Genomic DNA, 20005 nt, shown 5'->3' with positions numbered 1-20005 from the left:
AACGTTACGTTTTGCGCCTGTGTTTGCATCGCAAAAATAATTGGAATTGCAGTATAATAGATCTTCTTCACTTCTACTCTTTTTGAAAATTCAAAAGTAAAAGTGTAAGATTAAGGCGAGTTTTAAGTTAGATTAAAAGTAGATTAGAAAATGAGTTTAACAATCGTTCCTTTAGGTTTATTTGGAACAATTTCGATATCAATTTGATGAAGTGTAAAAATAATATTCGCCATCGAAAGTCCAATACCTTTTCCTTGAAAATCTTGCGTGTTTTTTCCTCGAAAAAAGTTTTGTTTAATTTGTTTGATATCGGTTTCTAAAATACCAATTCCCAAATCGGAAATATGAATTTGTAAACGATGATTGATTTCCAAAAACTGTACTAAAATCGGTTGATTGTTCGAATATTTTATCGCGTTACTTACTAAATTATTCAAAGCTACTTCTAATAATTTTTCGTTTCCTTGAATGGTTAACAATTGATTATTTTCGACTTGTAAATCCACATTTATACGTGCTTGATGATACAAAATAGCATTTTCAATCACTTGCCAAACTACCTCATCAATTCGAATTTGACTAAATTCAAAACTCGTTTTTGCACCCGAAAGCAACATCATTTGATCTAACGTTTCTTGCAAATCATTCGTATATTGTTTCAATTGCACAATCACGTTTTCATATTCTTCGAGCGTTCTTTTTTTATGATTAGTTACCTCTAAAGTCCCTAATAATGCTGTAATTGGAGTTCGTAATTCGTGCGAAACATAATCGATAAAATTCTTTTGTACATTAAAAGTTTGCGCTATTCGATCAATAAAATGATTGTAGGTTTTGATTAAATCTTCAATCTCCGCATACGATTTATTGAGCTTTAAAGGTTCAGTAAAATTCTTTGCATCACGCTCTTTTATTTGCTCAATAATTTTTGTAATCGGTTCATAAGCAATTACTCCTAAAAAATTAGAAAATAGATAAATAAAAATCAACCCAACCAATGAAACCGAAATCAAAATTTGAAGTAACGATTGCATTTGTTCGTTAAATTCTTGTTTAGATTCACGCGTGATTACAACAAAATCACCTTCATTATCACGATAAAAAATTCCGTTATAAAAGAAATCTTTACTTGTAAAAAAATCTGATTTATTGGCACGAATATTTTCTATAAAATTGGTTGAAATATCTTTATTAGACGACATATTTCCATTGTATTTTTTGTTGTTATGATCAACAATTAAAATATTTTTTCGGGAAATCGTCTTCTCTAATTGATTTTTGATATTATTATGTTCTAAAACAGGTAATTCGTCCTTTTCTAAATAATAAATAGAAGCCAAAAGTGTCTTATTCTGCAATGATTTGATCTCTTTTTTCTCCATTTCGGTATAAAAAGAAAAATAAATAATTGTAGAAACAATCAAAATAATGATACTAAAAATAATGACTGAATAAAGCGCTAATCGATGTTTTAACTTCATAATTTAAGCTTTAAACATATAACCAACGCCTTTTACTGTATGAATATATTTCATACCATTTTTCTCTATTTTATTACGCAAATACGAAATGTAAACATCCACAACATTGGTGTGATTATCGAATGTTATTCCCCAAACAGCATTTAAAATTTGGATACGAGTAACGGTTTTATCTATATTTTCGATTAAATAATTCAACAACTTAAATTCACGAGGAGAAAGCTCTGTTTCTTCTTGATTGACAAAAACTTTGTATTGATCCAAATCGATTTCTAAGTCATCAAAAATCAATTTATTTTCAGGAATTTCTTGTGAACGAAACTGATTACGACGCGTTAAAGCTTTGATTCGCGATAATAATTCGTCGAAATGAAATGGTTTTGTAATGTAATCATCTGCACCATAGTCCAAAGCCGAAACTTTATCTTGAACTGTATTTAATGCACTTAACATCAAAATTGGAGTGAATATTTTTTTGTAACGAAGTGTCTGTACAAGCTGAATTCCATCCATTTTTGGTAACATAATGTCACAAATAATCAAATCAAACTGAATCGTAAGAAATTCATCTAAAACAGTTTCCGCATCTTTACAAAGCGTAACCAAATGTCCATTTTCTTCTAATCCTTTGATTAAAAAATCGCTAATTCGCTTATCATCTTCGATTACTAAAATTTGCATATACTTTCCATTTTTCCAAAATTAATGAAATTGATCAAGATGAGATGAATATAGCAAATTTTCTAATTGGATTTTAATTTAAAAAGAACAAAATTCAATAAAAAACGAGCAATAAATTGCTCGTTTTTTATATTCAATAATTCGAAGTCTAATCTCCTTCTCCACTATTTTTCATCGCAGTCAAAAGATTATATGCTCCTTTCGAAACATAGACTTTTCCTGAATTTTGAGGAGATTTTATTTCAATCATTTTATTCGCAGAACCTCCTATTTCTACAAGAACTAATCGAAACTGATTTTTAGTTTGTCTTTCGAACACATAGTCTTTTCCTTCAAACTGAATTACAGCTTCTTCTGGTAAAACATTCGCGTCAAGCGAATTCACTTGCAATTCGATATTGAAATACATATTCGCTGTTAATCGCGTACCATTCGCATTCGTAATTCGTGCAAAAACATCAACCGTTCCATCTTCATTCACTTGATTTGAAATTGAGGTGATTTGCGCATCTAACTTTTGATCTGGTTTTGCATTGGTATAAGCTTTCAAAAATTGACCAATCTGAATGTTACTCAGATCCTTTTCAAATACTTTTACATTCAACAAAGAACGATCTGGATTAATAATTTCTAACATCGCATCTGCTGGCGAAATATATTGTCCTGTATTCGCAAAAACCTGACTCACCATTCCGCTAATCGGTGCATAAACATTGATGGTACGTCGGATATTACTCAACGAAACTGAGGAAGGATTGATATTCATTAATCTTAGTTTCTGTTCCAAGGAACTTTTCTTTACCATCAACGATTGACGTGTTGCTTTCGCTTGTTGCATCACTTTGTCACTTGCTGCTTGCTCTGCATTCAAATCCTTTTGACGAACATAATCTGCACTAGCCTGCTCTAACAAAGCTTTTGTTGTGAGATAATCTTCTTGCATTTGGATATACTGCGGATCTTCTAAAACCACCAAAACTTGTCCTTTATTGACATAATTTCCTGGAATTAGTGCAATTCGTTTCACATAACCACCAAAGGCATTGGTGATAGAAATAGTATTTTCTGGGGTTACTGCCGTCTTTGCATTTAGCCGAATAGTTGTAGGTAAATTCTGATGACGTAAAGAGGTTGTATCAATTTCAAAATTCTTTAATTGAGCATCTGTCAACTTTAAAATTGAAGTAGAAATAGTTGCTTTTTGCTCTACTTCAGGTTTTGTTTCTTCTTTGTTACAACTCATCACAACAAAAGATGTACAAAGCATTAAGATATATTTTTTCATATTATTGTGCAGTATAAAAAGTCATTGCGGCATAAGCCTGATTACGTAGATTCTTTGCTTCTAGAAACTTTGTTTTCACTTCGATGATTTGATTATTCAGAATCACCCAATCCAAAAAATTAATCTCTCCTTCTAGTAATTGACGATTAATTGTTTTTTGTAAATCATTCGCAGCAGGAAGTTGAGTTTGCTCAAAATCTCCTACTATTTCTTCGTAAGAGTTTACTTTATTTTTTAAAACATCAAAATCTTGTTGCAACTTCGATTGTTGTAAAGTATACGCTTGTTTTGCAAGATCAGTTTTAACTTTTGAGGCTTCAATTGACGAATTAATTCCTCTATTAAATAAAGGTAAGCCAACTCCTACTTGAAAAGAATTGTATCGATTTTGATCCAAATCAGAAAAGCTTTGATTTGAATATCCAACTGTTAAAACTGGAATTTTCTTTGATTTTTCTATTTCAGTTTCTAAAGTAGAAGTCTGAATATTTTCTTCAGCTAATTTTAACATTGGGTGTGTACCTGAAACAGATAATCCTGCAATTTCATTCCAATTTACACCATCTTTTGTTGGATAAATTTTGAATGATGAATTGGTTAAAAATTGAATTTGTCTTGATTCATTTTCTAATTCATTCTCAACTAATCTCAATTGATTTTGAATCGATTTCAATTGAATAATAGCTGTAGAAACCTCACTTCGGTTTGATTCACCTTTCTTCAAACGTAAATTTGCTTTCTTCAAAAACTCTTGGTAAATCAATTCATTTTCTTTCAATAAATCTTGTTGATATTCTGTATTTTGCATATTGACATACAGATTAGCTAATCGTTGTTTAATTTCAACTTTCGTCAATTGTTCATTTGCTTTAGAAGTACTGATCATTTGTTCGTTCAAAGCTTTTTGACGTTTAAAAACCACAGGAAATTGAAACGATTGCGAAATAGTAAACTTGTTATCAAATTCACCTGAATTCACTTGTCCAAATTCCGCAGCTATATCTAAAGGTGAAAGCGAACGATTGGCAAACACATTTTTCTCGTGATAAACAGTGGTCAATTCTGCTTGTTTAATTTCGAGGTTATTCGCGTCAGCTAACTTGACAACTTCATCAAAACTCATACGTTCTTGCGCATTAGCAGTTGTTCCAAACAAAGCTAGAACTAATAAAATAGCTGTAGGAATTGATTTATGACGAGTTGATTTCTTTTTAAAATGAATATTTTCGAACATAACATATAAAATTGGTAAAACAAATAAAGTAAGGAAAGTCGCGCCCATTAATCCTCCAATAACAACAGTTGCTAATGGACGTTGAACTTCTGCGCCCGAACCATTACTAAGAGCCATTGGTAAGAAACCTAAAGAGGCTACGGCAGCTGTCATTAGAACGGGACGAAGACGAGTTCGTGTTCCCATAATAACAATTCGAGTTGTATTTTTAATTCCGTTATCACGTAGACGATTGTATTCTGATATTAATACAATTCCGTTTAGAACGGCAATTCCAAAAAGTGCGATAAATCCAACTCCAGCACTAATACTAAAAGGCATATCTCGCGCAGCTAAGAATAGTATTCCACCGATTGAAGAAAGCGGAATGGCTGTATAAATTAATAAACTTTCTTTGATTGATTTGAATGCAAAAAATAACAAGACAAAAATCAAAACCAAGGCGACTGGAACAGCGATACCTAAACGAGCTTTAGCATGATTCAAATTTTCGAAAGCTCCACCATAGGTTGTATAATAACCTGTAGGAAGTTTTATTTGAGCATCAACTTTTTGTTGTAATTCTTGTACAACACTTTCTATGTCGCGTCCTTTTACGTTAAATCCAACAACAATTCTACGTTTTGCATCTTCGCGCTGAATTTGATTTGGCGTATTTTTATAATCTACTTTTGCTAATTGATTCAATGGAATCTGAATTCCAGAAGCAGTAGGAATCAATAAATTTCGAATATCTTCGATATTCTCGCGTTTGTCTTCTGCTAAACGAACCACCATATCAAAACGTTTTTCACCTTCGAAAACCATTCCAGTAGATTGTCCTGCAAAAGCCATATTAATAATTCGATTTGCTTCTCCAATACTCAATCCATATTGCGCTAATAAAGCACGATCAAATTCAATCACAACTTGTGGAATTCCATTAATTGGTTCGATATACAAATCTTGCGCTCCTTTTACAGTATTGATTATTTTTCCTAATTTCTCTGCATTATTGGCTAAACTATCTAAATTTTCACCAAATATTTTCACCACCACATCTTGTCGTGCTCCTGTCATTAATTCATTAAAACGCATCTGAACAGGAAATTGAAATCCCGTTGAAAGTCCTGGAACATCTTCCAAAGCTTTACTCATTTTATCCGATAATTCTGGAAAAGTTGTGGCAGAAGTCCATTCTTTTTTAGGTTTCAAAACAATAATCATATCTCCTGCATCCATTGGCATTGGCTCGGTAGGAATCTCTCCACTCCCAATTTTCGTGACAACCATTTCAACTTCAGGGAAACGATCTTTCAGTATTTTAGCTGCCTTATTTGTGTATTCTATTGTTGTCGTAATATTACTTCCTGGTAAAATACGCGCTTCTACAGCAAAATCTCCTTCTTCTAAGGCAGGAATAAATTCTCCACCTAAACGAGACATCACAAAAACAGCAATAGTGAAAAGTGAAAGTACAATTGCTAAAATAATAGTACGAACTTTTAAGGCTTTGATTAAATATTTCTGATGGAAAATCTCAATTTTAGCCATTACACGATCCGATAAATTTGGTTTCACTTTCTTCTTTTTACTTAAGAATAAGCTGGTCATCATCGGAACATAAGTCAACGAAAGAATAAATGCACCAATCAATGCGAAAGCAACTGTTTGCGCCATTGGTTTGAACATTTTTCCTTCTATTCCTTGTAAAGTAAAAATTGGTAAATAAACAATTAGAATAATAATTTGACCAAAAACAGCCGAATTCACCATTTTTTTAGCTGAAGAACCAACTGTTTGATCCATTTCTGTTTGTGTTAATTTGTTCTTCAACCCAAACTTTTTGTTGTGCGCTAACTGATGCATCGCCGCTTCTACAATAATCACAGCTCCGTCAACAATTAATCCGAAATCTAATGCGCCTAGACTCATCAAGTTTCCACCTACACCAAAAATATTCATCATAATAATCGCGAATAATAAGGCTAGAGGAATAACAGAAGCTACAATAAAACCAGCACGTAAATTTCCTAAGAAAAGCACTAAAATAAAGACAACGATTAAGGCTCCTTCAAGTAGATTTGTTTCAACCGTATGAATCGTATTGTCAACCATTTTTTTACGGTCTAAGAAAGGTTCAATAACAACTCCTTCAGGTAACGTCTTTTTGATCTCTTCGATACGTTGTTGTACATTCTTCACCACTTCGTTACTATTCGCTCCTTTCAACATCATAACAATTGCACCAGAAACCTCACCTGTATCGTTATATGTCATTGCACCATAGCGTGTAGCAAAACCAGTTTTTACATCTGCAACATCTCTCAATAAAATAGGTGTTCCGCTTTGCGAGCGTTTGACCAAAATATTTTCGATATCTTCTATTTTACCAATTAAACCTTCAGAACGGATGAATAAAGAAGTAGGACCTTTTTCGATATAAGCTCCACCTGTATTTTGATTATTCTCGCTTAGTGCATCAAATAAATCATTAATTGTCAGATTAAAAGATTGTAAACGTTGCGGATCAATCGCTATTTCGTATTGTTTCAATTTTCCACCGAAACTACTCACATCCGCTACTCCAGGAACGCCCAAAAGTTGACGACGAACAATCCAGTCTTGAATTGTTCTTAATTCAGTTTCATCATATTGATCTTCGTAACCTTCGGCAGGACGAACAACATATTGATAGATTTCCCCCAAACCTGTTGAAATTGGACCAAGTTGTGGTTCACCAATACCTTCTGGAATCTCATTTTGAACCTGAATCAAGCGTTCACTTACTTGTTGTCGCGCCCAATAAACATCTGTATTGTCATCAAAAACAATGGTTACCAATGACAATCCAAAACGAGAAAAACTACGAATTTCGGTAATTCCACCAATATTAGAATTAGCTTGTTCGATAGGAAAAGTCACCAAGCGTTCTATATCTTCTGCACTAAAAGAAGGCGCTACAGTGATAATTTGAACCTGATTAGATGTAATATCAGGTTGTGCATCAATGGGTAATTTTGTTGCATCGTAGATACCAAATACCAACAAAGCCAACGTAAACAAACCCACGATAAATTTATTCTTGATTGAAAAATCAATAATTTTATTTAACATCGTAAAATTGTATAGATTAAAAATGTGCTAAATACAAGTTGTAAATAGCTGAAATTGGATAAATTGAAAGAATCAATCTATCGTAAAATCTAAAAAAATTACGCTTGTTTTGGCGGTTGCCAAATAGAATCTAAATAATGAGTATATAAGAAATCTTCATCAAATGTTTTGATTGAAGTCGTAGAAATTTCTTTATCTAAATGTAAAACATCAAAGAGTTTTATGGGAGAGAAAAAAAAGTCGATATGAACAAACTCAACTTTCATGAAAGGTAATTTTTGGTCAGTTTCCCAATCCGCATCAACCTCATGTCCACCATAATGATGAACTAAAAAAGTTTTCATTTCATCCAAAAAATCTCCTCCTTTATCATGTTCAATAAAATGAGAAATAAACACAGGCAATTTATATAACTGACATAATTGAGTTGAAGTTGTTATATATAAAAAAATTAAAATTTTAGTTGCCCATCGTTTCACGACCCAAATGTACAGTCAATTTTGCTTTCTTTCAAATTTAATTAATGGAAAAATCTCGTTAAACTTACTTAGAAACCTCTTTCTTCGTAAATAAATGAGAAATTACTTCGAGTTTATCATGATCGAATAAACACAAACCTTCAACATAGAAAGGTGTAAAATGAAAACTTTGTTGATCTACGATTCCAAATTCTTTCAGTTTTGGTTCGTAAACGACAAAACCTGTACGCAAGAATGGTTTTTTAGAGACTTTATACAACACAATATCATTGGTAAATAATCGTCGATTTCGTTTATCCAATATATCTATTCCAATATCTATGGTATCAAATTGTAAAGCATTTTCGTGCCAAGAAAACTCGTTATAACCTTTAAAATAGGTCACTCCATCTATCTCCTTCGCAAAACCTTCTACTTTATTTTTGTTTCGTAATCGATAATATCCAATCGTTTTCATCTGGCAAATTTGCAATAAAAAAATTTAAAATAGAAACGAGCAATATTAAAATAGATGATTAAATTTATCATCCGAAAACAACTAACACAATGTACAAAATATATCCACAAAAAAGATACAATGAAACCTTAGCTTTGCTGAAACAATTTGCTCAACCTACTGATAAAATTCTTGATTTAGGAATCAAAAATCCTTTTACAGATGTGATGTTGGAAAATGGTTTTGATGTAAAAAATACAAATGGCGACGATTTGGACTATTATTATAAGGATTTGCAAAATTATGATGCTAACTTTGTAACGGCTTTAGAAATTTTAGAACATTTGGTAAATCCAATGGAAGTGCTAAGAAATTTGCCTGGAGATAAATTATTAGCTTCAATTCCGATGCGTTTGTGGTTTTCGCCTGCTTATCGTAATCAAAATGATGCGCGAGATGTACATTATCACGAATTTGAAGATTGGCAATTTGACATGTTAATGGAAAAAGCTGGATGGAATGTAATACATCGTCACAAATGGACGCATCCATCAAACAAACTGGGAATAAGACCCTTATTAAGAAGAATTACACCAAGATATTATGCTGTCTACGCAGAACGAAAAAAAGACTTTACTTACTAAATACTCTATTGTTATACCTGCACATAACGAAGAAGATTTTATTGCGATTACGCTAAATTCTCTCGTTAATCAAACTGTTTTACCATATGAAGTGATTGTTGTAAATGATCATTCAACCGATAAAACACAACAAATTGTAGAAGAATTTACAGCTAAATATCCGTTCATCAAATTAAGAAATATCTTATCAAAAGGTGAACATCAGCCAGGAAGCAAAGTGATACAAGCTTTCTTGAAAGGTTACGAAATCATTGATCCTAATTATGATATTATTGTTAAATTGGATGCTGATTTAGATATTCCTTTCAATTATTTTGAGACTATTTTAACTCATTTTAATCATGAGGAAGATATTGCAATGGTTGGTGGTTTTGCGTATATTGATAAGGACGGAAAATGGATTCTTGAAAATCTGACAGATAAAGACCATATTCGTGGCGCATTTAAGGCGTATAGAAAAAATTGTTACGAAAAAATTGGTGGATTACGCGCACATATGGGTTGGGATACAGTAGACGAATTGTTGTGTAAATATTATGGTTGGAAAGTTGTTACAGACGAATCTTTACACATCAAACATCTAAAACCAACTGGCGCGAGTTACAATAAATCGGCGCTTTACAAACAAGGTGCGGCTTATTATGCATTAGGTTATGGATTTTGGATTACATTAATTGCTGGCACAAAATTGGCTTTACGTAAAAAGAAACCCACATATATTTTGTATTATTTGAAAGGTTTTTTTGAAGCTAAAATTAATGGTACAAAAAAAATGGTAAATCGAGATCAAGAAAAATTCATCCGAAATTATCGTTGGTCGAAAATGAAACAAAAAATAAAAGGTTAAATCTAACATGCGATATTGGTTAACATACACACTATTTATATTTCCATTCATCAGCTTTGCACAAAATAAGTTGATTACTGGTTCTGTGGTTGTAGACGAAGGAAACGATTATATTTCCTCAGTTTCTGGTGCTCGTATAGAAAATCTGACGTCAGAAAGTAAGACATGTACAAGCTCTTCGGGTTATTATTCTATCCAAGCAAATGTTGGCGATACAATTTTGTTTGAAGCAGATTTTTTGATTCCAAGAAAAATTGTAGTCAATCAAAATATTTACAACAAAGGTTTTTTACAAGCACATTTGGATATTGAAACAATTGAATTGAGTGGTGCTACAATTGGTAAAGGCCCTTTACAACCTAAATATCACAAGGATAATAAAACAGATTTGTACGATAAAATGGGACTTGATCAACGTTTACGAGATTTAGAACCTAAAAGAGATATTGCAAAATTCAAGCCAATGGATGTTTTAAATCCTGTTCGATTGATTGGTCATATGAATGGATTTTATCGTGAGCAACGTCGTGTACGTAATTACGAAACAAAACTTTCTCTCGTTCAAGAAGTTAAACATTATTATCCTACAGATTTTTATACAAATCAATTACAAATTCCTGAATATAAAATAGAAGAATTTTTATATTATGTTAATGCGCGTTATCCGCTTCAAGAAAAAGTTTTGAGCAGACAATTTGGTACGATAATGATTGATTTAGAATCTTATGCGAAAGATTATTTGAATGAATTAAATCAAAACAAAAATCAATAATTCTTAATAGATTTTTAAAATTTAGCCAATAAACGTTAACAAAATTGATGCTAATTTATTAAGACTTATCTTCGTACAAATAATTAAACGTATAATCACGAACAATTGAAATCACTATTTACCATTCTAATATTGCTGTTGTCGAATTTTATTTTCGCACAAGAAAAATGGATTCAGGGAAACATTATCATTGATGATTCTGACGATACAGCAGAAGGAGTTTACGTTACAAATCTGAGAACAAATCATACAACAATTTCTAATTTTACAGGAACTTTTCTTATTCAAGCAAAAGTAAATGACACGCTAAAAATACAATCTGATTGGTACGAAAATCGACTAATTATCTTAAGACCAAATTTGTTCAATAAACAAACAATTGTAGTGCATTTAGCTGTACAGACAATTCAATTGAATACCGCATATATTGGTCAAAAATTGACAGGAATTCTTGAAAAAGATGTCAAAAATGGAAAAAAAGCTGATGTTGTAACAAAACTTTATAAAAGTCTTGGTGTTAATCCTGATATCAAACCTATAAAAGACACATCTTCGTTGAAAGCTGGATTTTTGAGTGGAGATATTACGTTGACGAGATTGGATATTGGGCGTATTTATGATGTTTTTTCTGGTAAAGCCAAACAACGAAAAGCATTGCTTGATTATGAAGATAAATACGATAAAATTACAAAAATTAAGAATTATTTTGGTGAAGATTATTTCACAAATGATTTAAAAATTCCGAAATTCAAAATCAGAGATTTCATTGAAAATGCATTAACAAATACCGAATCTAAAATAGAATTGAATGATGTAAATTATTTCAAATTACTTCAATTATTTAATTCTTACAGTAAAATATACCTCGACTTTTTATACGGAAAAGTACCAAATAATACGAAAATCATCAAAAAAGATACGATAGACGATTAAAAAAAGAGCTTGATAAATCAAGCTCTTTTTTTAGTTTTATAAGTTGTGTAAAATTAGTTTTTATAAGAAACCCATTTTATCATTTCTTTCACAGTTGGTTTTTTACCATAAATTAAAATCCCAATCCTATAGATTTTTCCAGCAATATAAACCATAAATATTGTACTGATTAACAGCAAAAATAAGGATAAAGCTAATTGCCAAATCGGAACATCGAACGGAATTCGAGTAATCATTGAGATGGGAGAAGTCAATGGAATCATTGATAACCAAAAAGCAACTGGACCATCAGGATTTTCGAAAGTTGTCATACTTCCGTAAAGTCCAATCATCATCGGAACTAAAGGAAAATATGTAAATTGTTGCGTATCTGTATCATTGTCAACCGCAGAACCAATTGCCGCAAAAACAGAGCTGTAGAACAAATATCCTAAGATAAAATAAGCAATAAAAGCAAAAATGATTAACGGATAATTAAACGTTAACAATACTTCGCTAATTTCTGTTACTTTTTGCATCATATCTGGATTAGTCTCAGCTAATTGTGCTTGATTCATCATTTGTTGCGACATATCCATTCTTGAAGCAGCAATTGTTGGAAATAAAATCAATAACCCCATTGTCATTCCAATCCATATAGCAAATTGCGTGACTGCAACCATTGTCGTTCCTAAGATTTTACCCATCATTAATTCGAAAGGTTTTACAGAAGAAATGATAATTTCTACAACGCGATTATTTTTTTCTTCAACCACAGAACGCATTACTTTTACACCATAAATCATCACAAACATGAAAATAATGTAAGTTAAAAACATCGATAATCCGATTTTTAACTCCATTCCTTTATCTTCTTTTCCGTCTGTAACGTTAAAAACATTCAGGTTAACACGTGCCTTAGAAGCTTCTAAAGCCGCTTTGTCAATACCAGATTTTGCCTGTTTTTCTTTTTCTATTTTATCACTAATCGTTCTCGAAAGTTTTTCTCGATCAGTAATTCCAAGATTTCCATTTGTGATTAATTCAGTATTTTTCTCGATATTTTCATAATTTCCATCTGTATTTTTCGGAATATGAAGAATCGCATTCAAATATTCGCTTCCTTTCAAAGTATCTTTGATAGATTTCAACTCTTGAGGCGTGTAAATACTGAACATCATTTGTTTAGTCGATTTAAACGAGGTTACAAATTCTGTACTTTCATCTACAATTGCAATGTTTTTCACTTCAGAATTATTCGCAGAACTCAAAAAGAAAATCACCGCTCCTGCCCCAACAATCAACAAAGGCGAAAGAAAAGTCATAACAATAAACGCTTTGTTTTTTACTTGAGAAAAGAACTCGCGTTGTGCAACTAAAAATATATTTTTCATTTGAAAATTAGCTTAAAGATTAGGAATTGAACTTTGTTTAACAGCTTCCAAAAACACATCATTCATCGAAGGAATAATTTCTTTGAATTGATGAACTTGCCCCACTTGCATCAATTTATCTAAAATCACATTAGTTGGTGTTTCTTTATTGTACAACAAATTAAATTCAGTTCGTTGATTAACGTTTCGAACATCCGAAATTTCAAATTCATTCGCTAAATTTTGAAGAGAATCAGCGGGAATTTCATTCAATTGAATCGAAAATTTCCCAGTTTTAAATTGATTTCTAACTTCTTCAATTGTTCCATCTAATACTTTATTCGATTGATTAATCAAAGCAACATGATCACACATTTCCTCTACAGATTCCATACGATGCGTCGAAAAAATAATTGTCGTTCCTTTATCTCTTAATTCAAGAATTTCATTCGCAATAATTTGTGCATTTACAGGATCAAAACCACTAAAAGGTTCATCGAAAATCAGCAAAGAAGGATTGTGAATAACTGTAATCACAAACTGAACTTTTTGTCCCATTCCTTTCGACAACTCGCTCAATTTCTTGTTCCACCAAGACATCATATCAAGTTTCTCGAACCAATATTCGGTACGTTTTTTAGCTTCCGCAGAAGAAAGACCTTTCAGTTTTGCAAAATACAGTGCCTGTTCTCCAACCTTCATATTCTTGTACAAACCACGTTCTTCTGGCATATAACCAACTTGACCGATTGATTTTTTCGTCAAAGGTTCTCCATTTAGTAAAATCGTTCCACTATCTGGCGCCGTAATTTGATTAACAATACGAATAAAAGTCGTTTTTCCAGCACCATTTGGTCCCAAAAGTCCATAAATAGAACCTTGTGGAATATTGATACTAAAATTATTAAGCGCAACTTTATCTTTATATTTTCTTGTTAAGCCTTGAGCTTGCAATAAAAATTCCATTTTCTATATCATTTGATTTGTAAAATTAGTAAGAAGAAAATAAATTTTGTTACAGATTTTAATGAGATTCATTCGGATCCCATACAATTTCTTTAAAATTAATCACTTTATCATTTATAATCTCCACACCTTCATTCTCTAACAATTGCTGCATCAAACTCGAAGGATTAAAATGATGTTTTCCAGTTAACAAACCATTTCTGTTTACAACACGATGCGCAGGAACATCTTCTCGATTATGTGCATGATTCATTGCATAACCAACCACGCGAGCCGAAAATTTTTCTCCTATATATTTTGCAATCAATCCATAAGTAGAAACACGTCCTTCGGGAATTTGACGAACTATTTCATAAATTTTCTCATAAGTATCAGAAATGATTTTTGTCATAATCTAAACATTTATTGTAAATTTAAAGAAAGTAATAGAATATGAGCCAAAAAGTTCCAATTAAATCTCTTTTAAGCCGACCACGTTTTAAGGTTTTTACGCATTTATCAAAACAAGAATTTATTGATTTAATCAAAAAACACCTTGAAACAAATTCGACTGAATACGGAGGTTATGCCAATCAGGAAGTTGCGATGATTCGTGTCCGCAAAGACAAAGATAAATATTGGCACCCGCAATTACAAATCAGAATTGAAGATGACGATGATCATCCTGACTATTTGGTTGTAAGAGGAATTATTGGTCCCCCTTCTAATGTTTGGACATTTTTCGCATTTTTGTATGGTTTGAGCGGAGCTATTTTTATCACCTTAGGCTCTTATGCGGTTTCCGAATATATTGTACAAGGAAATAGTGTATGGATTTGGAGTATTCCTATTGCATTATTGATTACTTTAGGAACCTATTTAGCGAGTTTATATGGTCATTATTTGGCAAAATATCAGCTAGGAAGATTGTATCATTTCGTGAATGAATTGCTTCGTGATGCAGAGTTTTATCAAAATAGCGACGAAATCAAAGAATAAAAAAAGCGACCTAAATAGGTCGCTTACAAGAAATATGTTGAGATAATATATTAATTAGATTACTTTCACATTAACGGCGTTGATGCCTTTTTTTCCTTGTTCTAAGTCAAAAGATACTTTATCGTTTTGAGCTACTTTGTCTGTTAAACCAGAAACGTGTACGAAGTACTCTTTTCCTGATTCGTCATCTTTAATAAATCCGTATCCTTTTTCTTCATTAAAGAATTTTACAGTTCCTTTATTCATAGTATTTTATTTTCGTTGATAAAGATATAAGATTTATTTACAAAACCAATATTAATTTTTAGTTTTTTTTATAACAATTTTTTTAGCCTATAATTTCATTATAATTTTGTCTCAAATCATAATATTTTGGCAGGAATTTATATTCATATCCCGTTTTGTAAACAAAAATGCAGCTATTGCGACTTTCATTTTTCGACAAATCTTCAACATAAATCAAATTTAATTCAAGCAATTAATAAAGAACTTGAGATCAGAAAAGATGAAATTTCAACACCTTTAGAAACAATTTATTTTGGAGGAGGAACACCTTCTATCCTATCCGAAATTGAATTAGAAAGTATTTTCGAAACGATTTATAAAAATTATTCAACCAAAAATTTAAAGGAAATTACACTCGAAGCGAATCCTGATGATTTGAATAAAGAAAAACTTAATTTCTTAAAATCAACTCCGATTAATCGTTTTTCGATTGGTGTTCAATCATTTTTTGAAGAAGATTTGAAATTAATGAATCGAGCACATAATGCACAAGAAGCTGAGACTTCGATAAAATTGGCGCAAGATTTTGGTTTCGAAAATATCACTATTGATTTGATTTATGGTTCTACGACCACAACCAACGAAATGTGGAAGCAAAATTTGCAAAAAGCAATTGAGCTGAATGTTCCACATATTTCTTCTTATGCGTTAACAGTCGAAGAAAAAACAATTTTAGATCATCAAATCAAAAAAGGAATCACAAAACCGGTTGATGAAGATCGTCAAAACGAACAATTTCAACTTTTAGTTGACACTTTAACTTCGAATGATTTTATTCAATATGAAATCTCCAATTTCGGAAAAGAAGAGTATTTTTCTTTACACAATTCTAATTATTGGAAAGGAATTCATTATTTAGGAATTGGACCTTCTGCGCATTCTTATAACGGAAAAACTCGTGCTTGGAACATTGCAAATAATTCTAAATACATACAAGCTATCAACGAAAATAATCTACCTCAAGAAATTGAAGTTTTAAATGAAGTAGAAAAATTTAATGAAATGATAATGATAGGATTGAGAACAATTTATGGAATAGATTTAAATCGAATTAATTCAGAATTTTCTCAACCTTTAGTTAATTCTTTTCATCAAGAACTCAATCAATTAATCAACGAAAATTTAGTCGAAAAGAAAGAAAATAAAATTATTTTGAAACCCGAAGCAAAATTTTTCGCAGACGGAATTGCTTCTAGATTATTTTACATCAATTAATTTGTTAAATTTGCGATATGAATGATAACAGACCAATTGGTGTTTTCGACTCTGGAGTTGGTGGTTTGACGTTTGCAAAAGAAATAAAACGTCTGCTACCAAACGAAAGTTTGATCTATTTTGGCGATACTCAAAATTTGCCTTATGGAGAAAAATCGAAAGAAGCGATTACACAATTTTCGGTAGACATTACTAATTTTTTAATAGACAATAATTGTAAAGCGATTTTAGTTGCATGTAATTCTGCAACCGCTAATTCGTTGAAAGAAATTAGAGAAGCTGCAGGAAAAGATGTTCCTGTTATCGATGTTATTTCGCCTGTTGCGGAGAAAGTTTCGTTCGAATTAAGAGAAAAGATAGGTGTTATTGCAACAAAAGCAACTGTAAATTCGGGCGCGTACAAGAAAGCAATTCGTCGTCGAAATAAACATATTACGGTTATTGAAATGGCTACTCCTCTCTTAGTACCTGTTATCGAAGAGGGTTTTACAAATTCTACGATTTCTAAAGCAGTTTTAGAAACGTATTTATTGAACAAAAAATTAGAAGGAATTGATTCGATTATTTTAGGATGTACGCATTATACACATCTGGAAAAAGAAATCAATCAAGTATTTGAAGGAAAAGTTGATATCGTAAATTCACCTTTAATTGTCGTGAATCAAGTAATTTATCAATTGGCAAAAGAAGGAAAATTGGCTGCGAAAGATACTGTTGCAAACTATACATTTTATATTTCTGACAATACAGATAATATTATAAAAGTGGCAAAAAAATTCTTTGGAAAAGATATTCAATTAATTGAGAAAAATTTAGAAACGAAATAGAACCGACCATTATTTGTCGGTTTTTTTATAAAATATTACGAACAAACAATAACAAATCATTACATGGAAAAATCAGCAGAATTAATTGCATTAGAAGAAAAATACGGAGCGCATAACTATCACCCACTTCCAGTTGTATTGGAAAAAGGTGAAGGTGTTTACGTTTGGGATGTTGATGGAAAAAAATATTTCGACTTTTTATCAGCTTATTCAGCTGTTAATCAAGGTCACTGTCATCCTAGAATTATTAAAGCGTTGAAAGATCAAGCCGAAAAATTAACGTTAACTTCTCGTGCTTTTTATAATGCGGAATTAGGAAAATACGAAAAATTTATCACAGAATTATTCGGTTTCGATAAAGTATTGCCAATGAATACGGGTGCAGAAGCTGTAGAAACAGCGCTAAAAATTGCTCGTAAATGGGGTTACGAAAAGAAAGGAATTCCAACTGGTGAAGCGATTATTGTAGTATGTAAAGACAATTTCCATGGTCGTACAACTACTATTATTTCTTTCTCGAATGATGAAGATGCACGTAAAAATTTCAATCCTTACACAAGTGGTTTCGAAGCTGTAGAATACAATGATGTTGAAGCTTTGAAACAAATTTTAGAAGAAAAAGCAGATAAAATTTGTGGATTCTTAGTAGAACCAATTCAAGGAGAAGCTGGTGTTAATGTACCTTCTGAAGGATATTTGAAAGCTTGTGAAGAATTATGTAAACAACATAATGTTTTATTTATCGCGGACGAAATTCAAACAGGAATCGCACGTACAGGAAAAATGTTAGCAATCGATCACGAAAATATTGATGCTGATGTTTTAATCTTAGGTAAAGCCGTTTCAGGTGGAGCTTATCCAGTATCTGCAGTTTTAGCAAATGATGAAATAATGAATGTCATCAAACCAGGACAACACGGTTCTACTTATGGAGGTAATCCATTAGCTGCGGCTGTTGCTACAGAAGCTTTGCAAGTTGTTTTGGACGAAAAATTAGCTGAAAATTCTGAAAAATTAGGACAAATTTTTAGAACAGAAATCACGAAAATGGCTGAAGAATTTCCATTATTCAAATCAGTTCGTGGAAAAGGTTTATTAAATGCAATTTTAATCAACGATACACCAGAATCTGAAACAGCATGGAATTTCTGTGTTGCAATGAAAGACAACGGATTATTAGCCAAACCTACACACGGAAACATCATTCGTTTCGCTCCTCCTTTAGTGATGAACGAAGAACAATTACACGAATGTTTAGCGATTATTCGTAAAACTGCACAAGAGTTTAATAAATAATCAACAATAAAATGATATAGAAAAAACCTGATGAAATTTCATCAGGTTTTTTTATATTCGAAACTTTAATTAACACTATGAATTCTTTTAAAATAAACGTTTCCGAAACGTACAAAAAGGCGCAAAAAAAATCGGCAGTATGGATTGCTCTTTTCTTGATTACTCTCTTCTTTTCTACAATTTTGAGCATCATCATTTTCATAATTTGTGTTTGTGGAGGAATCGCTATCGTCATTGCTAAACCAATGTGGATTACCATTTTTTTAGGTTTGGGACTGTTGGCTTTAGGAGGTTTAATCGTTTACTATAATATTAAATTTATTCTAAATATTTTCAAAAAAACAGCTACAAATGGAATTGAAATTTTTGAAACGGATCAACCAGAATTATTCAAATTAATAAAAGCAACCGCAGATAAAGTTGGCACAAAACATCCCAAAAAAGTATTTATTATTGATGATGTAAATGCATATGTTTCCTATTCGAACAATTTGCAAAGTTTAGTTTTTCCAACAAGAAAAAACTTATCCATTGGCGTTGGTTTGCTTCATGGTATTTCTCAAAATGAGTTAAAAGGAATTATTGCGCACGAATTTGGGCATTTTTCTCAAAAATCAATGACAATTGGTAGCCATGTTGGAAATGCGACCAAAATTATGGAAGATATTTTATACAGTAATCAAACCTTAAAATTTGATGTTGATAATTTAGGCCAAATTAATGGAATTGTTGGTTTTATTTCAATGGGCGCTGTTGCTTACAATAAAATGATTGAATCTATTTTGAAAATAATTCACAAAAAATTAGAATTCAATTATCTAAAATTAAGTCGAGAAATGGAATTTCATGCTGATCAAATTGCAACAAATGTTGTGGGAATTGAGACGATGAGCAAACCATTATTGAGAATAGAATTGTATCAATTTGTTTACCAAGAATTAGCTAATTTTTATACAAATTTACAAGATGATAAAAAGTTTTAGACTAATATTTATCAAAACATGAATCAATTAGTTGACTTTTATATCGATGATTACGAACTTTTTTTAGAAAATAATTTAGCTATTGTTGGAATTAATGAATTTAATCAAAATCATTCTTTACTACAATTTGAAGATTTATGGTCGACACATCCAGAAATGGACAAACGTTTGGCAAATATAGCGTCTACAAATCATCATTCTGATTTCTATGACAA

The 20005-nt window shown here is 31.5% G+C and carries 20 protein-coding genes; 10 read left to right on the top strand and 10 right to left on the bottom strand.

The window, feature by feature from the left end; all coding sequences use genetic code 11:
- Positions 1–143 precede the first annotated feature (143 nt).
- The 6 genes from B2X73_RS02335 to B2X73_RS02310 all read right to left on the bottom strand — a co-directional run bounded on the left by B2X73_RS02335 (position 144) and on the right by B2X73_RS02310 (position 8713).
- Positions 144–1481 carry a sensor histidine kinase gene (locus B2X73_RS02335; protein ID WP_291048389.1) on the bottom strand — a complete coding sequence of 446 codons (1338 nt, stop codon included), beginning with the start codon at positions 1479–1481 and terminating at the stop codon, positions 144–146.
- A 3-nt stretch (positions 1482–1484) separates the two neighbouring features.
- The gene (locus B2X73_RS02330) at positions 1485–2162 is read right to left on the bottom strand and encodes a response regulator transcription factor (protein ID WP_125349494.1); all 678 of its coding nucleotides are present in this window, start codon (positions 2160–2162) and stop codon (positions 1485–1487) included.
- Positions 2163–2310: 148 nt separating this feature from the next.
- Positions 2311–3447 (bottom strand): efflux RND transporter periplasmic adaptor subunit, encoded by a 1137-nt coding sequence (locus tag B2X73_RS02325; RefSeq protein ID WP_125349493.1) that lies wholly within the window; start codon positions 3445–3447, stop codon positions 2311–2313.
- A gap of 1 nt (position 3448) precedes the next feature.
- The gene (locus B2X73_RS02320; RefSeq protein ID WP_291095628.1) at positions 3449–7777 is read right to left on the bottom strand and encodes a CusA/CzcA family heavy metal efflux RND transporter; all 4329 of its coding nucleotides are present in this window, start codon (positions 7775–7777) and stop codon (positions 3449–3451) included.
- A 98-nt stretch (positions 7778–7875) separates the two neighbouring features.
- Positions 7876–8181 carry a hypothetical protein gene (locus tag B2X73_RS02315; protein ID WP_152606051.1) on the bottom strand — a complete coding sequence of 102 codons (306 nt, stop codon included), beginning with the start codon at positions 8179–8181 and terminating at the stop codon, positions 7876–7878.
- A gap of 139 nt (positions 8182–8320) precedes the next feature.
- On the bottom strand, positions 8321–8713 hold the full coding sequence (locus B2X73_RS02310) for a hypothetical protein (RefSeq protein WP_125349490.1): 393 nt from the start codon (positions 8711–8713) through the stop codon (positions 8321–8323).
- Between the two features lie 89 nt (positions 8714–8802).
- Between B2X73_RS02310 and B2X73_RS02305 the strand changes: the two genes are divergently transcribed.
- The 4 genes from B2X73_RS02305 to B2X73_RS02290 all read left to right on the top strand — a co-directional run bounded on the left by B2X73_RS02305 (position 8803) and on the right by B2X73_RS02290 (position 11888).
- On the top strand, positions 8803–9336 hold the full coding sequence (locus tag B2X73_RS02305; RefSeq protein WP_125349489.1) for a methyltransferase: 534 nt from the start codon (positions 8803–8805) through the stop codon (positions 9334–9336).
- Positions 9296–10183 carry a glycosyltransferase gene (locus B2X73_RS02300; RefSeq protein WP_286494880.1) on the top strand — a complete coding sequence of 296 codons (888 nt, stop codon included), beginning with the start codon at positions 9296–9298 and terminating at the stop codon, positions 10181–10183. The genes B2X73_RS02305 and B2X73_RS02300 overlap by 41 nt, the downstream gene beginning before the upstream one ends.
- 7 nt (positions 10184–10190) lie before the next feature.
- Positions 10191–10955 (top strand): hypothetical protein, encoded by a 765-nt coding sequence (locus tag B2X73_RS02295; RefSeq protein WP_280035617.1) that lies wholly within the window; start codon positions 10191–10193, stop codon positions 10953–10955.
- Positions 10956–11093: 138 nt separating this feature from the next.
- Positions 11094–11888, top strand: a complete 795-nt coding sequence (locus B2X73_RS02290; protein WP_260392525.1) for a hypothetical protein — start codon at positions 11094–11096, stop codon at positions 11886–11888.
- A 53-nt stretch (positions 11889–11941) separates the two neighbouring features.
- Here the strand turns inward: B2X73_RS02290 and B2X73_RS02285 are convergent, their stop codons facing one another.
- From B2X73_RS02285 to B2X73_RS02275, 3 genes are read right to left on the bottom strand one after another with little or no spacing between them, the layout of a single operon-like run.
- Positions 11942–13261 (bottom strand): ABC transporter permease, encoded by a 1320-nt coding sequence (locus B2X73_RS02285; RefSeq protein ID WP_291059952.1) that lies wholly within the window; start codon positions 13259–13261, stop codon positions 11942–11944.
- Positions 13262–13273: 12 nt separating this feature from the next.
- Entirely contained in the window at positions 13274–14206 is a 933-nt protein-coding gene (locus B2X73_RS02280; RefSeq protein WP_280035614.1) for an ABC transporter ATP-binding protein, read from the bottom strand.
- 58 nt (positions 14207–14264) lie between these two features.
- On the bottom strand, positions 14265–14597 hold the full coding sequence (locus B2X73_RS02275) for an MGMT family protein (RefSeq protein ID WP_115000393.1): 333 nt from the start codon (positions 14595–14597) through the stop codon (positions 14265–14267).
- A gap of 41 nt (positions 14598–14638) precedes the next feature.
- Here B2X73_RS02275 and B2X73_RS02270 point away from each other — a divergent pair, with 41 nt between their 5' ends.
- Positions 14639–15184 carry a hypothetical protein gene (locus B2X73_RS02270; RefSeq protein ID WP_221855222.1) on the top strand — a complete coding sequence of 182 codons (546 nt, stop codon included), beginning with the start codon at positions 14639–14641 and terminating at the stop codon, positions 15182–15184.
- 54 nt (positions 15185–15238) lie between these two features.
- Here the strand turns inward: B2X73_RS02270 and B2X73_RS02265 are convergent, their stop codons facing one another.
- Complete coding sequence (locus B2X73_RS02265; RefSeq protein WP_038330556.1) at positions 15239–15430, bottom strand: cold-shock protein; 192 nt, start codon at positions 15428–15430, stop codon at positions 15239–15241.
- 126 nt (positions 15431–15556) lie between these two features.
- Here B2X73_RS02265 and hemW point away from each other — a divergent pair, with 126 nt between their 5' ends.
- The 5 genes from hemW to B2X73_RS02240 form a co-directional block, all read left to right on the top strand.
- Positions 15557–16684 (top strand): radical SAM family heme chaperone HemW, encoded by a 1128-nt coding sequence (hemW, locus tag B2X73_RS02260; RefSeq protein WP_115000397.1) that lies wholly within the window; start codon positions 15557–15559, stop codon positions 16682–16684.
- Between the two features lie 17 nt (positions 16685–16701).
- Positions 16702–17511 (top strand): glutamate racemase, encoded by an 810-nt coding sequence (gene murI, locus B2X73_RS02255; RefSeq protein WP_125349482.1) that lies wholly within the window; start codon positions 16702–16704, stop codon positions 17509–17511.
- Positions 17512–17574: 63 nt separating this feature from the next.
- Positions 17575–18807, top strand: coding sequence for an ornithine--oxo-acid transaminase (gene rocD, locus B2X73_RS02250; protein ID WP_115000400.1), 1233 nt, complete (start codon positions 17575–17577; stop codon positions 18805–18807).
- A gap of 77 nt (positions 18808–18884) precedes the next feature.
- The gene (locus tag B2X73_RS02245) at positions 18885–19790 is read left to right on the top strand and encodes a M48 family metallopeptidase (protein WP_291059955.1); all 906 of its coding nucleotides are present in this window, start codon (positions 18885–18887) and stop codon (positions 19788–19790) included.
- 18 nt (positions 19791–19808) lie between these two features.
- Positions 19809–20005 (top strand): hypothetical protein (locus B2X73_RS02240; protein WP_291095626.1); only part of this gene is annotated, 197 nt, incomplete at its 3' end.

It is taken from the genome of Empedobacter sp. UBA7252 (assembly GCF_002472765.1).
Classification (GTDB): Bacteria; Bacteroidota; Bacteroidia; order Flavobacteriales; family Weeksellaceae; genus Empedobacter; species Empedobacter falsenii_B.
This window is presented reverse-complemented; position numbering and strand designations above follow the sequence as displayed.